Genomic DNA, 25831 nt, shown 5'->3' with positions numbered 1-25831 from the left:
CGCGATGACCGACTGGGCCGGGTACACCGCGCTGTCGCGGGAGCTGAGCGCGGAGCTCCGTGACGACGCGGCATGGCGCGACGAGGTACGCGACGCGCACGAGCAGGGCCGCCGGGGCCTCGCCGGGATCGCCGGCCGGCTCGACGAGCAGCGGCGGCGGCTGGCGGGCCTGGCCCGGGAGACCGGCGGCCCGGCACCGGATCTGACCGCGGTGGCCGGGCCGGGCGGGGACGACGCGGCCGCGGCGGCCGTCGCCGCGAGCAGCGCCCTCGACCGGGCCGACGAGGCGATCGAACGTGCCGACCACTGGGCCGGACGGCCGCGGCTGCTGCCGGGCATGTCGGTGCTGGGCCGGGCCCTGGTGGTGCACGGGGTGACGGGGGCGGTGGCGTTCCTGGTCTCGTTCGGCATGTTCGCCGTGCAGGCGTCGCAGAGCCGGGCGTCGGTCGGTGACGCGGTCCTGAGCGCGCTGGCCCTGCCGCTGCTAGCCTACGGTGTCAGCCTCGTCGTCCTGTTCACCGCGGGCCGCCCGCGCCGCCCCGACCCGGACGAGTCTCCCCTGCCCACCCTCTCCACGCCGGTGCTGGGCCTGGTCGTCTCCTACGGGGTGATGGTCACCTGCTGGCTGCTCTTCATCGCCGTGGTCGCCGCGCTCACGTCCTGAGGATCCGGTCGAGGTGGTAGTCGAGGGTGCGGTGGACCTCGACGACGCTGCGACAGTGGTGCAGCAGGTCGAGCCCGAGCCCGGTGACGCCGCTGACCAGCAGGTCCGCCTCGCGGGCGGGGTCGATGCCGGGGCGCGGCCCGGCCGCCGCGATCCGCTCGCGAGCCCGGATCCCGTTGTCGCGGTGCAGCTCCCGCAGGGCGGTGACCAGCAGGTCCTGCTTGCCGGCGAAGTGGTACTGCACGACCCGCGGTGACACGCCCGCCTCGGCGGCGACCTCGCGGACCTGGCAGGCCCGCGAGCAGTAGACCGGCCGGCGGCCGCGGCCGGGCTCCCGCAGCGGCCCGCGCTGGGAGGGGCCGATGGCGATCGTGTTCCGGGTCTTCACCGACCGGGAGCCGACCGTGCTGACCGCGGCCAACCACCTGGCGTCCCCCTGGTGCTACCTGGCCGCGGTGGTGGCCACGATCACCGCGGTCGCCGCGATCGCGGTCTTGGACGTCAGGAGAAAAGCGCTGCTCCGTAGTGCGTCACGATGATCAGGGCCAGGACCAGCAGCCACACCGTCACGGCCAGGGCGTCCCAGTCGGCAGCGAGGGCGCGACGGGCCGGGCCCCGCCACGACGACGGCATCGGCAGGCAGTCGTCGCGGATGGTCACGTGGGTGAGCGACACCCACACCAGGGTGGTGGAGACGGTGACGAGCAGGCACCACGGGCAGAGCGCGCCGATGTTCACCAGCGCCTGGTAGAACAGCCAGTACGCGAAGATCAGCCCGAGGGTGTAGACGGTCTGCGCCGCGATCATGAACCAGCGCGGGAACCGGACACCGCCGAGGGCCGCCACCGCCAGGGTGATCACGACCGGTTCGGCGATCAGGCCGAGGAACGCGTTGGGGAAACCGAACAGCTGGGCCTGCCAGGAGAGCCCGACCGTGCCGCAGCTGACCACCGCGTTGAGGTTGCAGGACAGGTCGGCGGCCGGGTTCCGGGCCAGCTCCACCGCGTCGACGGAGAGCACGAGCGACGCGGTCAGGCTGATCAGCGCGGAGACCAGCATGGTGCCGTAGATCCAGGCGTCGCTGTGCCGGACCTGGCGTGCCCGTACCAGAAGGTCGGTCATCGCGCGGTGATCGCGGCCCGCAACGGCCCCGCGGTGTAGAGGTCGACGCCGGTCGCGACGCCGTTGATCTTGACGGTCGGGGTGCCGGTGATGCCGCTGTCGAAGGCCGCCCGGGTGGCCTGCTGGATCCACGGCACATAGGTACGGTCGGTGAACGTGCTGATCACCGTGGCCGGCACTCCGGCGGCGGCCGCGAGCGAGGCGATCCGGGTGTCGTCGAGGCCACTGCCGCCCTCGGCGGGCTGGTTCTCGAAGAGCGCGTTGTTGAAGGCGAGCAGGTGCGCGGCGTCCCGGTCGGCGACGGTCACCACGGCGTTCGCGGCCCGGGTGGAGTACTCGGCGCCGTTGGACGCGTGGTCGAGGAACGACATCGGGTGCAGCTCCAGCGCGACACCGCCCTCGGCGACCAGCGCGCCCAGGTCGGCGCTGTTGGCCCGCTCGAACCGGCCGCAGAACGGGCACATGTAGTCCAGGTAGACCGCGACGGTGGTGCCGGCCCCGGCGGCGCCCACCCGGATCCCGCCGTTCGCGGTGGCCGCCGCCGGAGTGACGAGCGGCCCCTCCGCCTTCGTGTCCTTCGTCGCGGTGAGCACCGCGACGACGATGGCGGCGACCAGCGCGACGATGATCGCGCCGCCGATGCCCATGACGATCCGGTTGGCGTCCTGACCGCGCCGTGCCGACGCGACGGCGCTGCTGGTTCTCGTGCTCATGCCACCAAGGTCGCGCGGATCGAGGGTGTTCGTGAGCGCTGACGGCGAGGTCGGGACCGGCGGCGGCGGTAGTCGGGCCCACCAGCCCGCCGCGGTGGGGGCCGAAGGTCCCGCCGGGGAAGTTGCCCGAAAGGCTCATGCCCCTGCAGGCGGTGCCGATGCGCAGAGTGTCGTTTCCCTCAACGGCGAGCGGGGCGAGGTGGTTGGTGTGACGGCCTCTCAGGTGCAGGTGCCGTGGGATGCCGCCGCCCGCCTGGCGGCCCGTCTGGTCGGCACGCCGATGGCGGTGATCAGCACAGGCGAGGCGTTGCTGGGGACGTTCGGGTTGCCGGCGGCCTGCCCGGTGCGGCGGTTCGGCTCGGGCGGCCCGGTCACGGTCGGTGACCTGCTCACCGAGCCCGGCTTCGCCGGACACCCTCTGATAACCGATCTGGGGGTACGGTCGATGGCCGCCGTTCCGGTGCCGGCCGCCCCTGATCGTCCCGCCCACCGGGTGACGGTCCTGGACACCTCGGCCCGGACCTGGGTGGAACACGATCTCGCGGCGCTCACCGAGGTCGCCGCGATGCTCGGGTCCGCTTCCCCGCCGGCCCGGCTGGCCGAGACCCGGGGTTTCGTCGACGCCCTGCTGGACAGCCTGCAGGTGGGTGTCCTCGCGGTCGGCGCGGACCAGCGGCCGGTGCTGTTCAACCGGATGCTGCGCCGGTTCTGCGGACTGGACGACACGACGCCGCCCGTGCAGGCGCTGGCCGCCGCCGGGTCGCGGCTGCGTCACCTGGACGGACGGCCGTACCTGCCGGAGGAGATCCCGGTGCTCTGCGCGCTCGACGGGCGCAGCGTCCGTGACGTGGAGGCGGTGCTGCGGGTCCCGGGCGCCCCGGACCGGTACGCGCTGACCAACGCCGAGCCGGTCTACGGCGTCGCCGGTGAGCTGCTCGGCGCGGTCTCCACGGTGCGCGACGTGACCGAGCGGCGGCGCCGGGAACGGTTCCGTGACTGCGAGCTGGAGATGACCCGGCTGCTGGCCGCCGCGGACGGTCTCGAGCAGGTCGCGCCACCGCTGCTGCGCGCGATCGGCGAGGCCCTGGACTGGCCGCACGTCGCGCTGTTCGTGGTCGACGACGTCGCCGACGTGCTGCGCACGGCCGGCCATTGGAGCGCGCCGGGAGTGCACGTCGACGACCTGGTGCCGGAACGGATCCCCCGCGGTGACGCCGGTCCCGGGTTCGTGTGGTCGACCGGGCGGCCGCTGTGGATCCCCGACCTCACCGATCCGCGGTTCACCGAGACCCCGGAGGCGTACGCGTTCGCCCACGCCGCCGCCGGGCGGGGGCTGCGGGCCAGCCTCACCGTGCCGGTCTGCGACGGCGACCAGGTCCTCGGCGTGCTGGCCACCCTCTGCTCGACCACCGAGTACGACGAGTTCCTGCTCACCGGCCTGCTCGACGGCGTGGCCGCCCAGCTCGGCCAGTTCCTCACCCGGATGCGCAGCCGCGAGCTGACCATGCAGCTCAACCAGGCCCGCAACGACTTCCTCACGCTGGCCGGGCACGAACTGCGCACCCCGCTCACCTCGATCATCAGCTACACCACGCTGCTCACCGACGAGCTGGACGACCCGGACCGGCAGCAGATGATCGCCGCGGTACGCCGTAACGTCGGCCACCTCCAGCGGATCATCGACGAGCTGCTGGAGCTGACCGCGCTGGAGTCCGGGCACCACCGGATCCGGGCACGGCCCACCGACCTGACCGCCGTGGTCGAGGCCGCCGTCCGCGACCTGCGGCCACCCTCCGGGGTCCGGGTCCACACCGAGCTGCCGGCCGCGCTGGTCCTCGACGCCGACGAGGAGCGCCTCCGCCAGATCGCCGACCAGCTGCTGTCCAACGCCGTCAAATACTGCCCCGGCGGCGGGGACGTGCTGGTCACCGCAGCCGCCGACGGGCCGGACGTGGTGGAGCTGTCGGTGGCCGACACCGGCATCGGCATCCCCGACGGCGACCGGGAGCTGCTGTTCACCCGCTTCCACCGGGGCGCCAACGCCCGGCACACCGCCATCCCCGGCAACGGCCTGGGCCTGCCGCTGGTCCGTGGGCTCGTCGAGGCGCACGGCGGCACGGTCCACCTGGATCCGGCGCACCGGCCCGGCACGCGCATCGTGATCCGGCTCCCCCGTCACTCCCGCGAGTGAATCACGTTTAGCCTCCCCGGCGGACGGGGCAATGGGGTGAGACTCGCAGTCAAGCAGCCGGCTGCCATCTCTGCACGCCATTGCCGAAGGCGAGGACCCATGACTGCCGTTGCCACCACCGACCGGGCCAGTGAGCTGATCAACGACCTGGCGGCGATGCCGGCCGGCCACCCCTCTCGCGCGTTCGTCCGGGACCGGGCGATCGAGGCGTGGATGCCGCTGGCCCGGCACCTGGCCAACCGGTACGCCGGCCGTGGCGAGCCGGTCGACGACCTGTTCCAGGTCGCCGTCGTAGGGCTGATCAAGGCGGTCGACCGGTTCGACGCCGAGCGGGGCATCGAGTTCGCCGGGTTCGCCATCCCGACCATCGTCGGCGAGCTGAAACGGCACTTCCGGGACCGCACCTGGTCGGTCCGGGTGCCCCGCCGCCTGCAGGAGCTGCGCCTGGCCATCACCGGGGCGAACAACGACCTCACCCATTCGCTGGGCCGCGCCCCGACGGTCGCCGACATCGCCGAGCACCTGGGGATCAGCGAGGAGGACGTCCTCGAAGGGCTGGAGGGCGCCCGGGCGTACCAGTCGACGAGCCTGTCCACCCCGGCGAACGCCGAGGGCAGCATGTCGCTCGGGGACACCCTGGGCAGCGAGGACACCGGTTTCGCGCTGGCCGAGCTGCGGATCGCGCTGGGCCCGGCGATGGCCGCCCTCGACGAGCGCGAGCAGAAGATCATCAGCTTGCGCTTCTACGGCAACCTCACCCAGTCGGAGATCGCCGAGCAGGTCGGCGTCTCACAGATGCACGTGTCCCGGTTGCTCGCCAAGGCCCTCGGCAAGCTGCGTACCCGCCTCGACGACTGCGCCGCCTGACCCGGGCGGGACCTTCGGCCAGGGCCCTCCGGGGGCCGGGCGGGTTAGCCTGCCCTCATGTTCGACCACTTCCTCGTCTCGGTCGTCGTGGTGCCGCCCGTGCTGCTCCTGCTGGTCCGGCTGCTCGCCGACCGGCTGTCACCACGGGTGGCCGCGCCGGTGGTGGCCTGGTCCGCTGCCGGCGCCGCGGCGGCCAGCCTGATCAACCTGCTGGTCTTCGCGCTCAAGGCGGTCGCCGAGCGGCCCGTGGTCGCGCACTGGTTCGGCTGGTCGGCGCAGTTCGTGGTCGACGACACCGCGCACTATCCGTGGGTGTCGTGGGCCGGTGTGGCGCTGCTGGCCGCGGCGGCGGTGTCGATCGGCGTGACCTGGCGGCGGCAGCGGCGGCTGCTGGAGCTGGCCGGGGCGGGCACGGACCGGCCCGGGCCGCTCGTGGTGGTGGCCGACCCGGCGCCGCACGCCTTCGCCGTACCTGGAAGGCCCGGTCATGTGGTGGTGACCACCGGGATGCGCGACGCCCTGTCTCCCGCGCAGTTCGTCGCGCTGCTGGCGCACGAACGGGCGCATCTGGCCGCCCACCATCACCGGCTGATCCGGGTCGCCGAGCTGGCGGCGGCCGCGCACCCGGCCCTGTGGTGGGTGTCGCGGCACGTCGACTACCTGGTGGAACGGGCCGCCGACGAGCACGCGGCGACCGAGGTCGGCTCCCGTCGGACGGTGGCGCAGGCGATCGGCGCGGCGGCGCTCGCGGCGGCCGCCCCGCTCGCCCCGGCCGGGCTGCACGCGGCGTCGCCGGGCGGGGTGGTGCCACGCCGGGTGGCGAGCCTGCTGAAGCCCCGCGCCCGGGTCGCCGCGGTGGTCGCCCTGGTGCCGGTGGCGCTGGCGGCGTTCTCACTGGCGTGGACCGCCGAGGCCGCCTGGGACCTCGGCGAGTTGATCACCGCCGCGCTGGGCCGCGCTTGAGCCACGCTGCGCCGCGAATGAGACACGCCGGACCCCGGTCGAGACACGCCGGGCCGCGGTGGAGAACGGTCCGCGGGGGACAATGGGCGTGCCCGAGAAGTCGCCGGCACGCCGCAGTGCCCCGAGGAGGACGCCGTGCCGGTTGACCTGCCCACCCCCTTTCTCTGCGTGGACGTCGACGTGCTGGAGGCCAACCTGCGGGCGATGGCCGCCGGCGCCGCCGCCCGTGGCCTGGCACTGCGCCCGCACGCGAAGACCCACAAATGTGTGCGGATCGCCCGCCGCCAGATGGCGCTCGGCGCGAAGGGCCTCACGGTGGCGACCGTGCGGGAGGCCGAGGTCTTCGCCGACGGCGGCCTCGACGACCTGTTCATCGCCTACCCGGTGTGGCCGTCGCCGCAGCAGACGGCCCGGCTGCGGGCGCTGGCGCGCCGGGTGGCGCTGCGGGCCGGCGTCGACTCGGCGGAAAGCGCCGCGGCGCTCGGCCGCGCGGTCCCCGGCCTGGAGGTGCTGGTCGAGGTGGACAGCGGGCATCACCGCAGCGGGGCGGAGCCGGGCCGCGCCGGCGAGATCGCGGTGGCGGCGCAGGCGGCCGGGCTGCGGGTTCGCGGGGTGTTCACGTTTCCCGGGCATGCGTACGGTCCACAGCGCCAACGATCGGCGCAAGAGGACGAATCGACCGCCCTGGCCACGGCGGCCGCTTCGGTCGCCGCCGCCGGACTCGACGCGGGCGTGGTCAGCGGTGGCTCCACCCCGACGGCCGCCCTCACCACCGCAGGCCCGATCACCGAGATGCGTCCCGGCCTCTACGTCTTCGGCGACGCGCAGCAGATCGAGCTGGGCACCGCCGACTGGTCGCAGATCGCGATGACCGTCGCGTCCACTGTGGTCAGCCGCCGCGCCGACCGGGTGATCGTGGACGCCGGCAGCAAGATCCTCGGCGCCGACCGTCAGCCGTGGGCCACCGGTCACGGCCGGTTGCCCGACCATCCGGACGCCCGGATAGTCGCGCTCTCCGAGCACCACGCGACGGTCACCCTGCCGGACGGCACACCGCTGCCCGCACTCGGCGACACCTTGCAGATCGTGCCGAACCACGCCTGCGCCGCGGTCAACCTGGCCGACGAGCTGATCGTGGTCTCCGGCGGGGAGCTGGTCGACCGCTGGCCGGTCGACGCCCGTGGCGCGAACACCTGAGCCGTCCCGCGCCCCAGGCGGCCGTCCCTCGCCCCCGCCAGCCTGCGCGTCTGACGGGGAGATGCGGGAGCCTCACGGGGCTCCCGCATCCGTTTCAGCCGGGCATCTTGGCGTACGAGCCGGTGTCCACGTGGTCGGACACCTTCTCCATGGTGTTGATGCTGACGTGCGGCCACTTGATGCGGCCCGGCCCGCCGTCCCGGCGCGGGAAGAAGTCCAGCTGCACCACCTGGACGTACTGCAGGCGCAGCCGGATGGTCCCGTCCGCCTCCTCGATCTCCTGCAGGAAGAACGTCGCCTTCATCTCGGAGGCGTTGGCCTGCTTCACGACGAACGGGATGTTGCTGATCCCGGCCCGCTCGACCGTCGAGTCGAACTCCAGAACCGTGGTCTGCTTGATGTTCACGCCCTGGTTGGCCAACTTGAGCAGCGCGGTCGGATCGGTGGGGTCGAACAGGTTCTGGAACGGGTTGTCGTGGAAGTGCTTGTACGCCGCCAGGTAGGGGCTGTTCAGATCCTGGCTGACCCCGATCGGCAGCGAGTTGACGGTCGGGATGTTCGGCGCGCCCGGATCGGTCCGGAAGTCGCCGAGCGCGAGCACCGAGTCGCCGTGCGGGATCGTGGCCAGGCGCGCGATCCGGGGACCGCCGATCTCGACCTGGTCGAGCAGGTTCAGCAGCAGCCCCGGCTCGTGGTGGATCGCCAGGTCGGGACGGCCGGCCAGCCCGCTCTGCGGGAAGTCGTCCGCGACGATCTGCGCGATGGCCTGCTCGTAGTCGATGGCCACGATCTTCTGGTCGGTGTTCTTCGGGCCGGCCAGGTCGACGCCGCGGTTCGGCACGGCCTTGTCGACCAGCTGGAACTTGAGCTCCTCGTTGTACTGGTTCACCAGCAGGCGGAAGGGTGGCCCGCCCTGGCCGTCGGCGGGGGCGAACGGCAGGGCGATCATGTTCCAGCCACGTCCGGGCAGATTCGGCTTGTTCGCCCAGGTGCCGGGGAGCAGTGCGAAGGGGCCGAGATCCGGGTCGCCGGTACGGGCGGGCTCGAGGTGACGGCCCTCGCGTTCGAGACGTTCGATGTTTGCGGCACTGGTCACGAGTGGCAGCCTTTCCAGGGAGTCGATTCTTGTGGCCGCCGAGCGGATCCCGGCTTCCGTCCAAAAGAACGATTCCGCGGTTTCCTGATACGGCGTTCGCTAGAGGATCACCAGGTCAGGGCCGGTCGACCCACTCGGACAGGAATGATCGGCTGATACGCCGTCACCGATTCGGGCCGGGCTCTTTGATAATGGTCATCGTGACCGGCCGGGAGACGTCTCAGGTGACGGGGTTGCGGGCCGAACCTTCAGCGGTGATCACGACCCCGCCGGATCAGTCCTCGACACGCGAGCAGTTGATCGCGCGCCTGCAGGAGCTGGAACTGCTCACCCCGAAGAACTTCGAGGCGGTGTCGGCGCCGGCCGCGGTCGTGGAGCTGCAGGCCCGCCACCACGGCTTCGACGACCTGGTGCACCGGGCGCAGCTGATCCTCGCCGACGTGGCTGGCCGGCGCGGCGACCTGGCCGAGCAGGGACGGGTCGCCGCGGCCGTCACCCTCTGGGCCGAGCAGAACGGCCACGACGTGCTGCTGGCCCGCGGGCACCGGCTCCAGGCGATCTTCTACCGGCGGCTCGGCGACAGCGCGCAGGCCCTCGCCCACGCGGTCACCGGACTCCAGCACGCCGAGAACCTGCCCGAGCGGCTGCGCTGCAGCAACCTCATCACGCTGGCCCTGCTGCTCGACCTCAACGGGCAGTTCCACGAGGCCGAGCGCCGGTTCGGTGAGGCGCTGCTGATCGCCGAGAAGAACGACGACGCCGACCAGGCGCTCACGGTCATCAACAACATGGCCTTCACCGCCTACGAGAACGAGGACGTCGACACCGCCAACGACCTGGCCCGGCAGATGCGGACGATCGCCGCCGACCACGGCATCGGGCTGGACGGCCTCTACCTGGACACCCTCGCCCGGATCGCGCTCCTGCAGGGCCGCCCCGACGAGGCCGAGGCGGCGCTGCAGCCGGTCCTCGACGACCCGTACGGGCCGCTGCTCAGCGAGGCCGACAGCCTGCCCGAATGCCTGCTCACCCTGGTCGAGATCTACCAGAGCACCGGCCGCGCCGAGCTGACCGGCCGGACCCTGGACTGGGCCGGGGAGGTCTGCGACAAACGCGGGCTCGCCGGTGTCGCCGCCCGCGTCCACCGCGCCCGCGCCGAGTGGCACGCCGAGGGCGGACGGTTCCGGGAGGCGTACGAGGAGTACCGGCTCTACCACGCCCGCTCGGAGGCGCTGCACTCCGCCGAACGCGAGGCCCGCGCCTACGCCATGCAGGCGATCTTCGAGGCCGAGGAGGCGCGCCGGGCCTCCGAACGGTTCCAGGCGCTGGCCTACCAGGACGCGCTCACCGGGCTGTACAACCGCCGCTACGCCGACGAGCGACTGGCCGCCGCGGTCGCCGCCGCCCGCCGCAGCGGTCAGCCGCTGTCCGTCGCGGTCGTCGACGCCGACCACTTCAAACGGATCAACGACCAGCTGACCCACGCCGCCGGGGACGCCGTGCTGCGCGAGCTCGGGGCGCTGCTCAACCGGTTCGTCACCGGCTCGGAGATCGCCGCCCGGCTCGGTGGGGAGGAGTTCCTGCTGCTCCTGCCGGGAGTCGGCGCGACCGCGGCACAGCACCGCTGCGAAACCCTGGCGGCGATGGTACGGACGAACGACTGGAGCCCGCTGACCGGCACGCTGCCGGTGACCGTGAGCATCGGCGTGGCCACCCACACCGACGGGCCGGTCACCCCGGATCTGCTGCTCGGGCGCGCCGACACGAGTCTCTACGCCGCCAAGCACGCCGGCCGGGACCGGGTCAGCGCGGCCTGACCGCCTCTTGCGCGCGGCGGGGGCGCGGACGGCGTACCCCCATCGTCTGCAACCCGGACGCACCGCCTGCGGAAACGTGCGCGCACCGCGGCGCCGGGACCGTCTTCGGTATGACCCTGACGCCGCACGCCCGCACCGACAGCGACTACGCCGCGCTGGGCGTCGTCCCGCGCTGGACCGACGCCTTCGGCATCGTCCGCGGTGTCGCGGACCGCACCGGTGACACGCTCGCCGCGCGGTTCCGGCGCGGCGAGGCCGACGCCGACGTCGTCATCGCGACACCCGGCCGCTGGCATCCCCGGCTGTACGGCCGAATCGACCTGGAGGACGGCGGCGTGGCCCACGCCGAGGGTTTCGTCGACCGGCCCGGGTACCACCGGCTGACCACCGGCGACGGCTCCACGCACCTGCTCCTGGCCGCGCCCGAGCAGCTCCCGCAGCCGCCGCGCACCGGTGGGCTCGCCGTGCAGCTGTACGCCGCTCGCAGCCGCGACTCGTGGGGCATCGGCGACTTCCGCGACCTGGCGCTGATCGCCCGGTCGGCGGCCGCCCGCAAGGCCGGGGTGGTGATGGTCAGCCCGGTCCACGCGATGGCCCCGGTCAGCCCGGCGATGAACTCGCCCTACAGCCCGGCCAGCCGGCAGTGGCTGAACGTCCTGCACGTGGCGCCCGGCGAGGCGCCCGGCGCGGAACGTGCCGACCTGTCCGACCTGGCCGCCGCCGGACGCGCCCTCAACGCGCAGCGCCGCATCGACCGGGACGCCGTCGCCAAGCTCAAGACCACCGCGCTGGAACGGGTGTGGGCGGTGACCCGGCGCGACGAGCCGGCCGAGTTCCAGGCCTGGGCCGGCGAGCAAGGCGACGACCTGACCGCGTTCGCCACCTGGTCGGTGCTGGCCGAGCTGTACGGCGGCGACTGGCGCCAGTGGCCCGAGCGGTACCGGCACCCGCAGGCCCCGGCCGTCGCCGTGTTCACCGGCGCGCACGCCGACCGGATCCGCTTCCACATGTGGTGCCAGTGGGTCGCCGACCGGCAGTTCGCCGTCGCCTGCCACAGCGGCGTCACCGTCTGCGTGGACATGGCCGTCGGCTTCGACTTCGGGTCCGCCGACGCCTGGCAGCATCAGGACCTGCTCGCCTTCGACTTCGAGGTGGGCTGCCCCGCCGACCCGTGGAACCGGGAGGGTCAGCGCTGGTCGCTCCCGCCGTTCGACCCGCAGCTGCTCACCGCGGCCGGGTTCGCGCCGTTCACCGCCCTGATCCGGGCCGGGCTGCGGCACGCCGGGGCGCTGCGCATCGACCACGTCATGCAGCTGTGGCAGCTGTTCTGGGTGCCCGTCGACGGAACCGTCGCCGACGGCGCCTACGTGCGGTACCCGGTCGACGCGCTGCTCGCCGTGCTGCGCATCGAGGCGTGCCGGGCCGGCGCGTGGATCGTCGGCGAGGACATCGGCACCGTCGCCCCCGAGGTCCGGGAGACGATGGCCGCGATCGGGATGCTCGGCTACCGTACCGAGATGGGCCGGATGTCCCGGTTCAACCCGGCCGGCTCGATGGGCGCGGCGAGCACCCACGACCAGGCCACCATCGCCGGCATCCTGACCGGCGCCGACGAGACCGACATGGACCGGATCGGCAAGACGTACGACCCGGCCTTCGTCGCCGGCGCCCGCCGCGAACTGTGCGAACAGGCCGCCGTCGACCCGTCCGGCCCGTTCGGCCCCGACCAGGTGCACGCCGTCGTCCTCGCCGAATACCGCGAACTCGCCGCCAGCCCGTCCCGGGTCGTCGTCGCCACCCTCGACGACGCCGCCGGCGTCAGCGAACGACCCAACATGCCCGGCACCATCGACGAATACCCGAACTGGCGGATCGCCCTGCCCGCACCGGTCGAGGAACTGCTGGCGGCGCCACTCGCCCGCGACGTCCTGGCCACCCTCACCGACCGCCCGTCCTGAACCCTTGCCCGCCCGTGCCCTTTCTCCGGGCGCGGGCGGGTCACTCAGGACACGCGCGGCCCGCGGCCTCCGCGCACCCGGCCGCGCCTTCGATCAGGGCGCGGGCCGACGCACCGCGGACATGGATCCGAGGACGGCACAGGCCGCACCGCCGAGACATCCGGCAAGCCTCAGCGCGGCGATCAGATCAAGATCACCCCACGTGGTACGGATCGTCGCCACATCGAAGATCAGTTGGCGTGCGTAGCCGAAGGGCAGCGGCGCCGACAGCACCCCTAGGTAGACCACCGCCAGCGCGGAGACCGCCAGCAGCAGTCCACCGGCGGCGACCAGGCCGCCGGCGCTCAGCATGGCGCCGGCCGCCGCACGAACCGCCGCCAGAATCCCGCCGGCCTCCACCGTGCCGCGGGCCGCCGCAGTCCCACCATCCGACGCCGTGCCGCCATCCGACGCCGTACCGCCATCCGAGGCCATGCCGCCAGCCATCGCAGTCCCACCATCCGGCGCTGTGCCATCAGCCATCGCCGGGCCATCGGTGGCCGCTGCGTCATCGGACACCGTCACGCCATCGCCTACCGCCGCCTCACCGGCCACGCGGTAGGCGCCCCAGACCGCCGAAATGATCGCCAGCAGAGCGACCAACATCGGAAACGCCACGGTGACGATCAACTCGCGCGCCGCCTCGCCGGTCCTCTGCCCGGCCGCGGCCACTCCCAGATCAGCGAGGGCGACGACGAGGAGCAGGAAACCCACCGCCGCGGCCACGATCGCCGGTCTCGCTCTCCGGTGGTCGGCAGACGTGGTCACCGCCGATTCGTTCCCGGCGGGCCTCCCGACCGCAGGCCCCGCAACCGACGATTCCTCGCCGCCGTGGTCCGTGACGGCCGGCCCCTCGCCGCCGTGGCTCGTAACCGTCGGCCCCTCGCCGCCGTGGCTCGTAACCGCCAGCCCCTCGCCACCGGAATCCGTGACCGCCGGCCCCTGGACGCCGTGGCTCGTGACCGCCAGCTTCTCGCCACCGGAATCCGTGACCGCCGGCCCCTGGACGCCGTGGCTCGTAACTGCCGGCCCCTCGCCACCGGAATCCGTGACGGCCGGCCCCTGGACGCCGTGGCTCGTGATCCCCGGCGCCGCGGCGCCCGGCTCGGTGGCCGCCGACATCCCGGACTCCGCGCCCCCGGGCATCTCCCCGGCCGGCCGCCTCGTGGTCGCCGCCCGCGTGAAGGCCGCGCACGCCAGCAGGACCGCGAGGACGGTGAGCCACTCGCTGTCCACCACGTCCCGCACGAACGTGCCGGTGTCGCCGGCCGCCGGCGACAGCAACTGTGGGCCGGTGACCGGCGGGCTCAGGATGTCCGGTACGGCGACGGCGACCGCGAGCACGGCGATGCCCGCGAGCAGCGACCACCGGACCCGGCGGGCCGCCTCGTGCCGCGCGGCGACGACGACGCCGAGGGAACCGAGCGCCAGCACTCCGGCCTGCGCCGCGAACTGATCAGCTCCGGACAGCGCTCCCAGGATCGCGACGGAGCCGGCGGCCGCGGCCGTCAGGAGAGCCGGTCTCTGCACGCATCGATCATCGCATATCGGGCACGGTAGCGGTTCAGGACACGGTGGCGGCCCGCTGCTCCGCCTTGGCGATCAGGTCACGGACGAGCTTCTCCGACCCGTCGGAGTTCTCCCAGCCCAGGTCGGCGACCACGACGACGGCGTCGTTCACCCGGGACAGCGCCGCATAGTGGTTGACGGTCGCCGGCTTCTCGTCGGCGTAGGCGAACCGCTGTCCGATCCGGATCAGCATCGAGTCGTCGTCGGACTCGACGATCTCCCACTTGCGCTGTCCCTCGCCGAGTCCGCCGGGGCACCGGTCCAGGGCCGCGCCGATGTCCCGGAACTGTGCGGCCGCTCCCCCGGGCTCGTGCCGCCCGACGAACTCGATCACCACGCTGGGGGTGCTGCCCTGTTCGGCGCCGGGCACGGCGTACTGCACGGCCACCGCGTCGGTCCGCGAGCCGTCACTGGGATAGCGGTCGTCGCCACACGGCCGCAGCGGACGCACATGGGCGTACTCGCCCTGGTCCAGCGGCTCGGCCTGCACCCCGCCGACGTCAGCGGGCTGGAGCAGGGCGCCGGCCGGGATCCCGTCGGCGGCCGCGGCCCGCGTGCTCGCCGCCGGGCTCGTCTGCGCCGCCGGGCTGGTGGTCACGGCGGGCTCGGCTGCGGTGCACGCCGTCATCGAAAGGCCCAGAAGTCCGGCACCCGACGCGATCCGGATCGTTTTGCTCAGCATTCCCGATCTCTGCCCGCTCCGGCGTCGCGCCACACCCGCCCGGTGGCCACCTGGCACGATGGACGGATGGCCACCTCCCTGGACGACGTCCGCCGCCGGATCGACGCTCTCGACAGCCAGGTCGTCGGCCTGCTCGCCCAGCGCGAGCGGCTGGTCCGGGCGGCGGCCGCCTTCAAGAGCGACGAGCAGGGGGTCCGCGCTCCCGCGCGCGTCGAGCAGGTGATCAGCCGGGTGCGCGCCCTGGCCACCGAGCAGGACGCCTCACCCGAGGTGGTGGAGCGCGTCTACCGCGCGATGATCAGCGCTTTCATCGACCTGGAGCTGACCGAGCACCACCGGACCGCGGCGCCGGACAACGACTGACCGGCCGTCACAGGGCGGCCGACCGGACTCCGGCGCCGATGCCGGTTCCGAACAGCACCAGGCCGAGCACGGTGCAGGCGGCCGACCGGGATCCGGCGCCGATGCCGGTTCCGAGCAGCACCAGGCCGAGCACGGTGTGGTGGCCGGCCCGGTCCGGCACCGGGTGAGCGTCGCGAGGACGCCGGCCGGGGCGGCACTCCGACGAGGGCGACGGTGATCACATTTGCCCGATTTCGGCGATTGGCCGGACGTGCCCGCCGATAGTTTTTGCGTCGGACACCCGTACGCGAGAAAGAAAGCTGTTTCGTTGTTCCAGTCGTTCCTGTCGTCCACTCATCCGATCACGGTCGTCGCTGTCGGCCTGACTCTCTGCGCGGTCGTCGCGACCCTGTTGCGGCGCAAGGTCAAACCCGCGGTCGAGCTCACCTGCCGCGCACTGCTGGCCCGGGTGCTCCCGCACCTGCCGGCCCCGGCGCGGCGGCTGGCCCGCCGGTGCCGCGACCGGATCGAGCCGGACACCGCCCGGTCGGTGCTGGTCACCGCGGCGGCCGCCGGGATCGCCTGGACGGCCGCCGACACCCTGCACCTGGTCGGGCCGATCACCGCGGCGATCTCCGCGACGCTGTCGGTGCAGATGAGCTCGCACGCCTCGGTGCGCGAGGGCGCGCAGCGGCTGGTCGGCACGCTCGCCGGGATCGGTGTGGCGGTGGTGGTGTGGGGCGCCTTCGGCATCAACGAGTGGGGTGTCGCGGTGATCGCCGGGTGCGGTCTGGCGCTGGGCCGGCTGCTGCGGCTGGGCGACGGCTCGGCCACGGTGCCGCTGACGTCGCTGGGCATCCTGGTCGGCGGCACGGTGGTGACGGAGTCGTTCGTGTGGCAGCGGGTCGCCGCGACCGTCCTCGGCATCGTCGTCGGCGTGATCGTGTCGCCGCTGGTCAGCGGCATGACGCCGCTGGAGCGGGCCCGGTGGAAGCTGGCCCACCTGTCGACCGAGATCGCCGCGCTGCTGGGCCGTCTCGGCGCGGGCGTCCGGGACGGCTACGACCGTGACCAGGCGGCCGCGTGGCTGGCCCGTTCGCGTGAGCTGGACGAGGATCTGGCCGACGCGGTCGCCGCGGTCGACGAGCTGGGCCGGCAGGCTCGCTGGTCGCTGACCACGCCGATGACCCGGGTGACTCCGCTCGACCAGACGCTGCGCGCGCTGGAGCACGGGGTTCAGCAGGTCAACTCGGTGGCCCGGTCGATGTTCGACGCCGCCGCGACACCCGGCTCCCCCGGGGTGCCCGGCGAGATCGGCCAGGTGCTGGCCACCGCGGCCGACGCGTTCACGGCGCACGCCGCCCTGGTCGCCGACCGGCACGCCGACAGCGGGCCGGACACCGGCAACCTGCACGAGCTGCTCAACGGGCTGCGTGAGGAACGCCACCGGACACTGCGCAAGGTCCGGACCGAGGTGGACGACACCGGTGTGCTGGTGCTGACCGGCTCGATCATCACCGACATCGACCGGATGGCGGGCTCACTGGAACGCTCCGCACCGGCCCTGACCGTCGGCGTGCGCGAGCCGGGCCCGAGCATCCCGGCCGTCTCCGAGGTGCTCCCCGCCGTACGCCTGATCTGGGAGAAGGCCCTCAGCCGCTGAGAGCCCGCATCAGGGTTTGCGGCCGACGGCTGTCCACACGTTGATGTCGGAACGGTCCGGGATCACCGCGCCCGGGTCGGGTCGCCACTCGCTCGCCGGGACGACGCCCGGCTCGACCAGGTCCAGGCCGTCGAAGAGGGCGGCGAACTCGTCCCGCGGGCGGGTCCAGACGTCGGACCGGCCCTGCTCGACCAGCTGCTGGTAGAGGGCCTGCTGCTCGGGCGTGCCGAAGTCGGAGGTGGCGTGGGTGGCGACCAGGAAGCTGCCGGACGGCAGGGCGTCGAGCAGTTTGCCGACGATCGGCTGGGCGGCGCCGTGGCCGTGGATGAAGTGCAGGACCGCGATCAGCATCAGCCCGACCGGCTGCTTCAGGTCGAGGGTCTCGTGCAGCACCTCGTGGGAGAGGATCGCCTCGGGATCGTTCAGATCGGCCTCGATGTACGCCGTCCGCCCCTCCGGGCTGCTGTTGAGCAGCGCCCGCGCGTGCACCATGACCAGCGGATCGTTGTCGACGTAGACGATCCGGCTCGCCGGGGCGTGCCGCTGCGCGACCTCGTGGGTGTTGTCGGCGGTCGGCAGGCCGGTGCCGATGTCGAGGAACTGCCGGATGCCGGCCTCCTCGGCGAGGAACCGGGTGGCCCGCTGCAGCAGGGCCCGGTTGGCGATCGCGCCGTCACGCACCTTCGGGAAGTGCCGCTGCAGCTCGTCGCCGGAGGCCCGGTCGGCGGCGAAGTTGTCCTTGCCGCCGAGCCAGTAGTTGTAGCGCCGGGCCGGGTGCGGCTGGGTGGGGTCGATGCCCCGGGCGGCGGCGGTCCTGTCATCCACGCCCGTTATCTAACACCGATGATCGATTCCGCGCCATCGCAGTGTCCACATGCGCCCGCGGGCCCGCCGGTGGCCGCGCGCGCCGGTCACGCGCGCGGCCTCGCCGGGGTCAGGAGCCCGCGTACCACGCCTCCAGGTCCACCACCAGGTTGGTGGTGCCGGTGCTGACGTTGCGGACGCGGATCCTGCCGTCCGTGCCGACCGGCACCTGGGCCAGGCCGCCGCGGGCCACGTCGGCGGCAGGTGGGTAGTTGGACAGCGAGGTGGCCGGCTCGGCGCCGCCGACCGGCCAGGCGCGCAGGTATCCGGCGGTCGTGTTGTCCACGACGATGAAATTGACCACGGCGGTGGCGCCGGGCGGCAGGCCGGTGGCGATGTCGACGGTGCCGTTCGCCGCGATCGGGGCGGCGTTGCCGCGGGTGTCCACCAGCCGCCGTGCCGCGAGGGTGCGCAGGCCGGCGCCGGTGGCCGGGGCGCCGGTGAAGTAGCCGGTCGCCGTCATCACCAGGTGGATCGGTGAGCCGCTGTTGTTGGTGAAGGTGGCCCGCCCGTCCGTGCCGAGGCGCACCGAGACGCCGTGCGACGTGGTGCCCGGGACGTAGTCCATGACACTGCGGTTGGCGCCGCCGGTCGCGTACGTGCCGATCCAGCCCTGCGCGGTGGCGCCGGTGGCGATCAGATCGACGAACGCGGCGGACGCCCCGGCCGGGATCACCCCGCCGGTGAACGGGAACGTCCGGCTGCCGCCGCTCGGGATCGTGGTGGTGCCGCCACCGCCGAGCCCGCTGCGGGTGTCCACCACGCGGGTCGGCGTGACCGGCACGTAGCCTCCGCCGGACGTGCCGGTACGGGTGTAGTAGCCCTGCACGTCGACCACGATGTGCACACCGCCGGCGCTGTTGTAGACGGAGAGCCTGCCGCTGCCGGGCACCGTCACCACGGCGCTGTTGGACAGGACCTGGTTGGCGCTGACGTTGAGCGTGGACAGCGCCGCCGGCCGGGTGGTGCCCTCGGGGAACACGGTCAGGTACATCCCGGCGGTGGTGGTGACCGCGGTGATGTCCAGCAGCACCGCTGTCACGCCGGTGGCGGGCACCCCGCCGACGCCGGTGACCTGGAACGACGTGGTGGCGCCGGCGGCCTTGACGCCCGGCGCCCCGCCGATCGAGCCGCGGGTGTCGAGGACCGCCGCGCTCGTGGGGAGGCGGACGAACGTGCCGCCGCGGACGGTCTGGCGGACCCAGCCGGCGATGTCGTCGAGCCGGGCCTCGGTCGCCGTGGCGGTCGCGCCGTCCGGCGCCGTGAGGCAGCCGGCCTGACCGGACGTGGCGTGCACGCCGACGAGCTCGAATCCGGCGCCGCGCGGCCGCAGCGCGGGTCCACCGGCGTCGCCCTTGCAGATGCCGGCCGACGTGCCCGCCGCCGGAGCGAGGTCGATGGTGGCGCCGCCGACGGCCTGGACGGTCAGGTCGCCGCGGTGCAGACGGCCCGGCACCCAGGCGGTGGCGGTCCGGCCATACCCCAGGACCTGCAGGGTTTCCCCGGCGGCCGGCGCGACGGCGGCGAGGGGCACCGGCGTGATGTCGATGACCGGGGCGGAGAGCTTGGCCAGGGCCAGCACGCGGTCCGGGTGCGGCACCACGTCGACGACGCGGCGCTGCTGGCCGCCGGACACGCTCAGGTCGGGCCGGCCGACGGTGACCGTGGTGACCTCGGCGGGCGCGCCGGCGCCGGTGAAGCAGGCGGCGCTGGTGGCGACCCACTCCGGGTCGATCAGGGCGCCGGAGCATCCGCGCAGCAGGTCGCCGGCCTGGATGTGGGCGGCGAACGCGTACCCCTCGGCCGGTGTGCCGCCGGTGACGCCCGAGGCCGGCGCGGAGCCCACCCCGGCGGCCAGGGTCAGCCCGGCCAGTGCGGCGGCCGGCACGAGGCGGCGGACCGCCCGTCTCGCGCGGCCGCGGGCGGCAGTCATCGTCGTGTCCATCGTCAAGGCCTCCCGTGTCGTCCTTGAGTGCGATCAGCAGTGTGCCCGAATCCATCGACCTACGTCGAATCGATGCGGTAACCCGACAGCGCCCGGACCAGCCGGGTGAGCCCCCGCGCCGCCCGATTTCGACCTTGCAGCGCTGCAAAACCTGCCGGGCCGGTCACGTTCCACCTGTTGGCGTGCGGTATGACATGACCATGACTGAAACGGATGCACGGCCGCCGGCCGACGTGCGGGCAGCGATCGACGAGGGGCGGACCGCTCTCGGGATCGAGTTGGGGTCGACGCGGATCAAGGCCGTGCTGACCGGGCCGGATCATGCGGCGATCGCGGTCGGCAGCCACGACTGGGAGAACCAGTTCGTCGACCGCGTCTGGACCTACTCCCTCGAAGCGGTGTGGGAGGGCCTGCAGGGCTGCTTCGCCGCGCTCGCGGCGGAGGTCCGCAGCCGGTACGGGACGGAGCTGCGGTCGGTGGGGGCGCTCGGCGTCTCCGCGATGATGCACGGCTACCTGGCGTTCGACGCCGAGGGTGAGCTGCTCACCCCGTTCCGCACGTGGCGCAACACCAACACCGGCGACGCGTCCGAGCAGCTCAGCGAGCTGTTCGGGCACAACATCCCGCATCGCTGGAGCATCGCCCACCTCTACCAGGCGGTCCTCGACGGCGAGGAGCACGTGGGCCGGCTCGCCCACCTGACCACGCTCGCGGGCTACGTGCACTGGAAGCTCAGCGGCCGGCAGGTGCTGGGCGTCGGCGACGCGAGCGGCGTGTTCCCGATCGACGTGACCACCGGTGGGTACGACGCGCGGATGCTGGCGCAGTTCGACGAGCTGGCCGCCGGCCGGGTGCCGGTGAAGCTGGCCGGCCTGCTGCCGGCGGTGCTGCCCGCCGGTGAGGCCGCCGGGACGCTGACCGAGGCCGGCGCGCGGCTGCTCGACCCGAGCGGCACGCTGCAGCCGGGCGCTGTGCTGTGCCCGCCGGAGGGCGACGCCGGCACCGGCATGGTGGCGACCAACTCGATCGCCCGCCGCACCGGCAACATCAGCGCCGGGACCAGCATCTTCGCGATGATCGTGCTGGACGGGCCGCTGAGCCGGACGCACCCGGAGATCGACCTGGTGACCACGCCGGCCGGTGACCTGGTGGCGATGGTGCACTGCAACAACGGCGCGAGCGAGCTGAACTCGTGGGCCGGGCTGTTCACCGAGTTCGCCACCGCGCTCGGCGTGTCCGCCTCCAGCGGGCAGATCTTCGAGACGCTGTTCCGGTCGGCATTGACCGGCGCGGCCGACGGCGGCGGGCTGATGGCGTTCAACTACCTGTCCGGGGAGCCGATCACCAAACTGCACGAGGGGCGGCCGCTGTTCCTGCGCGAGCCGGGCAGCGCGCTGACGCTGGGCAGCTTCATGCGCACCCAGCTGTACTCGGCGCTGGCCACCCTGCGGATCGGCATGGACGTGCTGCAGAAGGCCGAGTCGGTGCAGCTGGACAGCATGTTCGCGCACGGCGGCCTGTTCAAGACCGAGGGCGTGGCGCAGAAGCTGCTGGCCGCGGCGATCAACACGCCGGTGTCGGTCGGCGATCTGGCCGGCGAGGGCGGCGCGTGGGGCATCGCGGTGCTGGCCGGGTTCGTGACGGCGCGGCAGCCGGGGCAGAGCCTCGCCGACTTCCTGACCACGTCGGTCTTCGCCGGCGCGCAGCTGGATACCGCGGAGCCGGAGCCGGAGGACGTGGCCGGGTTCAACGCGTTCATGCAGCGGTACGTGGCGGCGCTCCCGGTCGAGCAGGCCGCGGTCGAGCACAGCTGACCCGGGCGGGTGGCCCTCGGCGGAGGGCCACCCGCCGGTCAGTCGTAGACGCGCCAGGTGGCACGGAGCGCGGCCTCGCGGATCTCCTCGGCCGCCGTCAGATCGATGCCGTCGGTCATCGTCACCCGCACGTCGGAGACGATGTCCCGGTAGTTGGCGATGCCCCGCAGCCGGGCGGGCCGATCCTGGTAGACGATGCCCCCGACACTCATGTCGGTGGAGATCGACGGGGGCTCGGCGACGGCCTGGCCGGGCGCCGCGGGGCAGTCGGTGATCCGGCTCCGCATGGCGCTGATCAGCGCATAGGGGTCGGCGGTGACCGCGACCGCCACCGAGACGGTGGCACCGCCCCTGGCGAAGCTGCGGACGGCCGCGAGCCGCTCGTCACCGGCGTTGGTCACGGCGCCGTCGCACCCTCGTTCGGTGAGCAGCGTGCGGCTCTCGGCGGTGTCGTCGGCGGTGACCCGGAAACCCTCGGGCAGGTCGGCGAGGGTGAGCAGGCCCCGCCGGAGATCCTCGATCGCGGGGCCGCCGGCGATCCTCTCCACCTGCCGGGCGGCTTTCTCGACGATGCCGACGAATCGGGCCTGAGCGGCCTCGCTGGTGTTCGTCTCCTCGATGGCGACCACCACCGCGTTCCAGCCGATGATAGCCGTGTGCCGGCGTTGCGGCGCCTCCTGCCGGTCGCGGGTCACCCGGATCAGGCCGGAAGCGGGCTTACCGAGGCCGGGCAGCGGGAGCCGGTGATGCTCGACGACGACGCCGTCCGCCGTGACGACCGGGCATGCGGTGGGCGGCGCGGCAGTGTCGGCGATCCAGTCGGCGACCGGCTCGGCTCCGAGTGCGTAGAGGTCGATCGTGAGACTGCTGCCGTCGGTGTGCGTGAAGCTCTGCGCCGCATAGGTGATGGGGCTGCCGTTGTCGCCACGCTGCACGCTCATCCCGCCGTCGATCGAGCAGGCGTCGGTGTCCAGGCGGTCGATCTGGTCGGTCTGGCCCGACGACACCTCGCCCGCGCTCCAGCCCGCCGGCAGATCGGTCGGGGCGAGCAGGCCACGCCGCATGTCCGAGGCCGCGAAGAAGTCGTCACCGAGCGGTGGGGAGGCGGCCGGCGCGGGGACGACGTCGGTGGCGGCCGCCGTGCCGGTGACGGCGACGGCGACCGCCAGGGCCGGGGCGGCGCAGGTCAGCGCGATGCGTCTCATCGGCCCACGGTAGGACCGGGAGAAACCGATCTGCGGTTTATCGGCCGTTTTCCGTCAGTGGTGGGCGGCCACGATCTGCGGCCAGGACTTCGGCTGCGCCGGGACGGCCAGGGTGCTGACGCCCAGGTCGGGGCGGCCCGGGGTGTAGAGCCACTCCTGCAGGAACGCGTCCAGGTCGACGCCGGAGATGCGCTCGGCCAGGGCCTGGAACTCGGGCGTCGTGCCGGCGCCGTACTTCCTGGCCTCGGTCCACGCCTTCAGGATCGCGAAGAAGTCTTCGTCGCCGACCAGTTTGCGCAGGTGGTGCAGGGTGAGCGCGCCCCGGTCGTAGACGGCGCCGTCGAACAGGTCGCCCGCCCCCGGGTCGCCCGGCAGCACCTGCCAGAACGCGCTGTCCGCCGGATACGCCGTCGAGTAGACGTAGTCGGCGATCTCCTCGGCGGTCCCCTCGCCCTGATCCTCGGACCAGAGCCATTGGGCGTACGACGCGAAGCCCTCGTTGAGCCAGATGTCCTTCCACTGGCCGACCGAGACCGAGTCGCCGAACCACTGATGGGCCAGCTCGTGGACGATCAGTGAGTTGTTCGAGCCCCGCAGGAACGAGCGTCCGTCGTACACCGGCCGGGTCTGGGTCTCCAGGGCGAAGCCCTGATCGTCGGCGCCGGTGACCACGCCGCCGCGCGCGCCGAACGGGTAGGGGCCGAACTTCCCGGCCAGCCAGTCGGTGATCTCGTCGGAGCGCTCCACGCTGGTCCTCGCCGCGGCGGCGGTGGCCGCGTCGAGGCGCGTGTTGTACGCCGTGACGATCGGGCTGCCGTCGGCCGAGGTGTCCTGGTAGGTCTCGAAGTCACCGATCGCCAGGAAGGCCAGGTAGGTGGCCTGCGGCCTGTCCTGCCGCCACGACCAGCGGCTCCAGCCGTCGAAGGCGGGCGCCGCCCACCGGGTCGGCGTGCCGTTGGAGATCGCCTCCACCCCGTCCGGCACCAGCACCGACACGTCGAAGCTCGCCTTGTCGGTCGGGTGGTCGTTGCTCGGGTACCACCACCAGGCGATCTCCGGCTCGTTGACGGCCAGCGCGCCGTCCGGCGTCCGGTTCCACGAGGTGAACCCGGAGGCGACGACGTTCGACGGGATGTCGTCGTACTCGACGACGATCGTGAGCGGGGCGCCCTTCGCGATCGACCGGGCCGGGGTGACCACCAGTTCGTGGTCGCCCTGCTTGGTGAAGCCGGCGGGACGGTTGTTGACCCGTACCGACGTGGTGGCCAGCGCGAAGTCGAGGTTGAACCGGGACAGGTCCTGGGTGGCCGACGCCAGGATCGTGGTGGCGCCGGTCAGCCGGTCGGTGTCCGGGTAGTAGCGCAGGCGTATGTCGTAGTGCGCGACGTCGTATCCCCCGTTGCCGTAGTCGGGGTAGTAGACGTCGCCGGCGCCGGGGCTCCCGGGTGCGGGCGCGGCCTGCGAGCCGGTCGCGACGCCGAGGACGGCGGCCATCACGGCCGCCGTCACGATGACGGTTCTGCGGAGCAAGGGTGTCTCCCTTCACGGAATGGTTCCGATCCGGGCAAACGTACCAATGCATTTAAAAGAATCTATTAACCACCCTGTACGGAGTGCCGGGACCCGGCGTGGCGGGAGGCGGCGATCCTGGACCAGGATGCGGGCTCGGCCGGGGCGGCGGCCCGCGCGCCGACGGCCAGGTCCGGGCGGGACGGGGTGTACAGCCAGGTGGTCAGGAAGGCGTCCAGGTCCGCGCCGGAGATGCGCTCGGCCAGAGCCTGGAACTCGGGTGTCGTGCCGGCACCGTACTTCTTCGCTGCGGTCCACGCCTTCAGGATCGCGAAGAAGTGCGTGTCGCCGACCAGTTTGCGCAGGTGGTGCAGGGTGAGCGCGCCCCGGTCGTAGACGGCGCTCGCGAACAGGTCGGCCGAGCCGGGGTCGCCGGGCTTCACCTTCCAGAACGGGTCGTCGGCCGGATACTTGGTGGTGTAGACGTATCGCGCCAGCTCGTCGGCGGTTCCCTCGCCCTGCTCCTCCGACCACATCCATTCGGCGTAGGACGCGAAGCCCTCGTTGAGCCAGATGTCCTTCCACTGGGCGACCGAGACCGAGTCGCCGAACCACTGGTGAGCCAGCTCGTGAACCACCACGGAACTGTTGGCGCCGGCCTCGAAGAAGCTTCCGTCGTACACCGGCCGGGTCTGGTTCTCCAGGGCGAAGGCCTGGTCATAGGCGGCGGTGACCACGCCGCCGCGGCTGTCGAACGGGTAGGGGCCGAACTTCCCGGCCAGCCAGTCGATGATCTCGTCGGTACGCTCCACGCTGGCCTTCGCCGCGGCGGCCGTGCCCGCGCTGAGGCGCTTGCTGTACGCGTTGATGATCGGGCTGCCGTCGGCGGAGAAGTCCAGGTTGACGTCGAAGTCGCCGATCGCGAGGAACGCCAGGTAGGCGGCCTGCGGCTTCTCCTGCCGCCACGAGTAGCGGGACCAGCCGTCGACGGTCGCGGAGGCCCACTCGGTCGGCGTGCCGTTGGAGATCACCTCCACCCCGTCCGGCACCAGCACCGACACGTCGTAGCTCGCCTTGTCGGCCGGGTGGTCGTTGCTCGGGTACCACCACCAGGCGATCTCCGGCTCGCCGACGGCCAGCACGCCGTCCGGGGTCCGGTTCCACGCGGTCTTGCCGGCGCCGACGGCCTTCGACGGGATGTCGTCGTACTCCACGACGATCGTCAGCGCCTCGCCCTTCACCAGTGGCCGGGCCGGGGTGACGACCAGCTCGTGGTCCCGGGCCAGGGTGAACCGGGCGGGCCGGTTGTTGACCCGTACCGACGTGGTGGCCAGCGAGAAGTCCAGGTTGAACCGGGACAGGTCCTGGGTGGCCGACGCCAGGATCGTGGTGACGCCGGTCAGCCGGTCGGTCTTCGGCTGGTAGCGCAGCCGGATGTCGTAGTGCGCGACGTCGTACCCCCCGTTGCCGTAGGACGGGTAGTAGACGTCGCCGGCGCCGGGACGGCCGGGCGGTGGCGCGGCGTGGACGCCTGCGGGGATGCCGAGGACGAGGGCGAGCACACCCGCCGTGACACTTCTGCGGAACAAGGTGGTTTCCCCTCACGGCCGT

General features: G+C 72.9%; 23 protein-coding genes. 11 read left to right on the top strand and 12 right to left on the bottom strand.

The window, feature by feature from the left end:
• Window positions 1–4 precede the first annotated feature (4 nt).
• On the top strand, window positions 5–664 hold the full coding sequence (locus BM290_RS40650; RefSeq protein ID WP_093621317.1) for a hypothetical protein: 660 nt from the start codon (window positions 5–7) through the stop codon (window positions 662–664).
• Here the strand turns inward: BM290_RS40650 and BM290_RS40645 are convergent.
• Complete coding sequence (locus BM290_RS40645) at window positions 654–1052, bottom strand: TetR/AcrR family transcriptional regulator (protein WP_203779561.1); 399 nt, start codon at window positions 1050–1052, stop codon at window positions 654–656. The genes BM290_RS40650 and BM290_RS40645 overlap by 11 nt on opposite strands.
• Here BM290_RS40645 and BM290_RS48840 point away from each other — a divergent pair.
• A complete protein-coding gene (locus tag BM290_RS48840; RefSeq protein ID WP_177320102.1) occupies window positions 1027–1203 on the top strand; it encodes a hypothetical protein in 177 nt (58 codons plus the stop codon). The two genes, BM290_RS40645 and BM290_RS48840, sit on opposite strands and share 26 nt — an antisense overlap.
• On the opposite strand, the gene BM290_RS40640 is transcribed toward BM290_RS48840, so the two are convergent.
• Entirely contained in the window at window positions 1166–1786 is a 621-nt protein-coding gene (locus BM290_RS40640) for a vitamin K epoxide reductase family protein (protein WP_093621316.1), read from the bottom strand. The genes BM290_RS48840 and BM290_RS40640 overlap by 38 nt on opposite strands.
• Window positions 1783–2499, bottom strand: coding sequence for a DsbA family protein (locus BM290_RS40635; RefSeq protein ID WP_093621315.1), 717 nt, complete (start codon window positions 2497–2499; stop codon window positions 1783–1785). The genes BM290_RS40640 and BM290_RS40635 overlap by 4 nt, the downstream gene beginning before the upstream one ends.
• A 208-nt stretch (window positions 2500–2707) precedes the next feature.
• On the opposite strand from BM290_RS40635, the gene BM290_RS40630 reads away from it, so the two are divergent.
• The 4 genes from BM290_RS40630 (at window position 2708) to BM290_RS40615 (ending at window position 7717) form a co-directional block, all read left to right on the top strand.
• Window positions 2708–4690 carry a sensor histidine kinase gene (locus BM290_RS40630; protein WP_143134119.1) on the top strand — a complete coding sequence of 661 codons (1983 nt, stop codon included), beginning with the start codon at window positions 2708–2710 and terminating at the stop codon, window positions 4688–4690.
• Between the two features lie 99 nt (window positions 4691–4789).
• The gene (locus BM290_RS40625) at window positions 4790–5557 is read left to right on the top strand and encodes an RNA polymerase sigma factor SigF (protein ID WP_093621313.1); all 768 of its coding nucleotides are present in this window, start codon (window positions 4790–4792) and stop codon (window positions 5555–5557) included.
• Between the two features lie 57 nt (window positions 5558–5614).
• The gene (locus tag BM290_RS40620; RefSeq protein ID WP_093621312.1) at window positions 5615–6520 is read left to right on the top strand and encodes a M56 family metallopeptidase; all 906 of its coding nucleotides are present in this window, start codon (window positions 5615–5617) and stop codon (window positions 6518–6520) included.
• Window positions 6521–6655: 135 nt separating this feature from the next.
• Window positions 6656–7717: an alanine racemase gene (locus tag BM290_RS40615; RefSeq protein WP_093621311.1), complete on the top strand. Its 1062-nt coding sequence runs from the start codon at window positions 6656–6658 to the stop codon at window positions 7715–7717.
• A gap of 94 nt (window positions 7718–7811) precedes the next feature.
• On the opposite strand, the gene BM290_RS40610 is transcribed toward BM290_RS40615, so the two are convergent.
• Complete coding sequence (locus BM290_RS40610; protein ID WP_093621310.1) at window positions 7812–8813, bottom strand: heme-binding protein; 1002 nt, start codon at window positions 8811–8813, stop codon at window positions 7812–7814.
• A 254-nt stretch (window positions 8814–9067) separates the two neighbouring features.
• Between BM290_RS40610 and BM290_RS40605 the strand changes: the two genes are divergently transcribed.
• Together BM290_RS40605 and malQ are read left to right on the top strand one after the other, a co-directional pair.
• On the top strand, window positions 9068–10630 hold the full coding sequence (locus BM290_RS40605) for a GGDEF domain-containing protein (protein ID WP_143134118.1): 1563 nt from the start codon (window positions 9068–9070) through the stop codon (window positions 10628–10630).
• 110 nt (window positions 10631–10740) lie between these two features.
• Window positions 10741–12588 (top strand): 4-alpha-glucanotransferase, encoded by a 1848-nt coding sequence (gene malQ, locus BM290_RS40600; RefSeq protein ID WP_093621308.1) that lies wholly within the window; start codon window positions 10741–10743, stop codon window positions 12586–12588.
• 93 nt (window positions 12589–12681) lie between these two features.
• Here malQ and BM290_RS40595 read toward each other — a convergent pair whose 3' ends face one another.
• Window positions 12682–14157 (bottom strand): hypothetical protein, encoded by a 1476-nt coding sequence (locus BM290_RS40595; RefSeq protein WP_093621307.1) that lies wholly within the window; start codon window positions 14155–14157, stop codon window positions 12682–12684.
• Between the two features lie 34 nt (window positions 14158–14191).
• Window positions 14192–14878 (bottom strand): hypothetical protein, encoded by a 687-nt coding sequence (locus tag BM290_RS40590; protein ID WP_093621306.1) that lies wholly within the window; start codon window positions 14876–14878, stop codon window positions 14192–14194.
• Between the two features lie 66 nt (window positions 14879–14944).
• Between BM290_RS40590 and BM290_RS40585 the strand changes: the two genes are divergently transcribed.
• Complete coding sequence (locus BM290_RS40585; RefSeq protein WP_093621305.1) at window positions 14945–15241, top strand: chorismate mutase; 297 nt, start codon at window positions 14945–14947, stop codon at window positions 15239–15241.
• A gap of 7 nt (window positions 15242–15248) precedes the next feature.
• Here BM290_RS40585 and BM290_RS48835 read toward each other — a convergent pair whose 3' ends face one another.
• A complete protein-coding gene (locus tag BM290_RS48835; RefSeq protein WP_177320101.1) occupies window positions 15249–15401 on the bottom strand; it encodes a hypothetical protein in 153 nt (50 codons plus the stop codon).
• Window positions 15402–15548: 147 nt separating this feature from the next.
• Between BM290_RS48835 and BM290_RS40580 the strand changes: the two genes are divergently transcribed.
• The gene (locus BM290_RS40580; RefSeq protein WP_093621304.1) at window positions 15549–16883 is read left to right on the top strand and encodes an aromatic acid exporter family protein; all 1335 of its coding nucleotides are present in this window, start codon (window positions 15549–15551) and stop codon (window positions 16881–16883) included.
• 9 nt (window positions 16884–16892) lie between these two features.
• Here BM290_RS40580 and BM290_RS40575 read toward each other — a convergent pair whose 3' ends face one another.
• Both BM290_RS40575 and BM290_RS40570 read right to left on the bottom strand, forming a co-directional pair.
• Window positions 16893–17708 carry an SAM-dependent methyltransferase gene (locus BM290_RS40575; protein ID WP_239143852.1) on the bottom strand — a complete coding sequence of 272 codons (816 nt, stop codon included), beginning with the start codon at window positions 17706–17708 and terminating at the stop codon, window positions 16893–16895.
• 109 nt (window positions 17709–17817) lie between these two features.
• Entirely contained in the window at window positions 17818–19680 is a 1863-nt protein-coding gene (locus tag BM290_RS40570) for a S1 family peptidase (protein ID WP_177320100.1), read from the bottom strand.
• A gap of 212 nt (window positions 19681–19892) precedes the next feature.
• Between BM290_RS40570 and BM290_RS40565 the strand changes: the two genes are divergently transcribed.
• Entirely contained in the window at window positions 19893–21506 is a 1614-nt protein-coding gene (locus tag BM290_RS40565) for a xylulokinase (RefSeq protein WP_093621387.1), read from the top strand.
• A gap of 38 nt (window positions 21507–21544) precedes the next feature.
• On the opposite strand, the gene BM290_RS40560 is transcribed toward BM290_RS40565, so the two are convergent.
• The 3 genes from BM290_RS40560 to BM290_RS40550 all read right to left on the bottom strand — a co-directional run bounded on the left by BM290_RS40560 (window position 21545) and on the right by BM290_RS40550 (window position 25809).
• Window positions 21545–22711: a hypothetical protein gene (locus BM290_RS40560; protein ID WP_093621301.1), complete on the bottom strand. Its 1167-nt coding sequence runs from the start codon at window positions 22709–22711 to the stop codon at window positions 21545–21547.
• A gap of 54 nt (window positions 22712–22765) precedes the next feature.
• On the bottom strand, window positions 22766–24241 hold the full coding sequence (locus BM290_RS40555) for a M1 family metallopeptidase (protein WP_239143853.1): 1476 nt from the start codon (window positions 24239–24241) through the stop codon (window positions 22766–22768).
• 65 nt (window positions 24242–24306) lie between these two features.
• A complete protein-coding gene (locus BM290_RS40550; protein ID WP_093621300.1) occupies window positions 24307–25809 on the bottom strand; it encodes a M1 family metallopeptidase in 1503 nt (500 codons plus the stop codon).
• Between the last annotated feature and the right edge of the window lie 22 nt (window positions 25810–25831).

This window comes from Actinoplanes philippinensis, assembly GCF_900113015.1.
GTDB classification, from domain to species: Bacteria; Actinomycetota; Actinomycetes; order Mycobacteriales; family Micromonosporaceae; genus Actinoplanes; species Actinoplanes philippinensis.
Note: the sequence above shows the minus strand (reverse complement) of the source record. Positions and strands in the feature narration are given on the sequence as shown.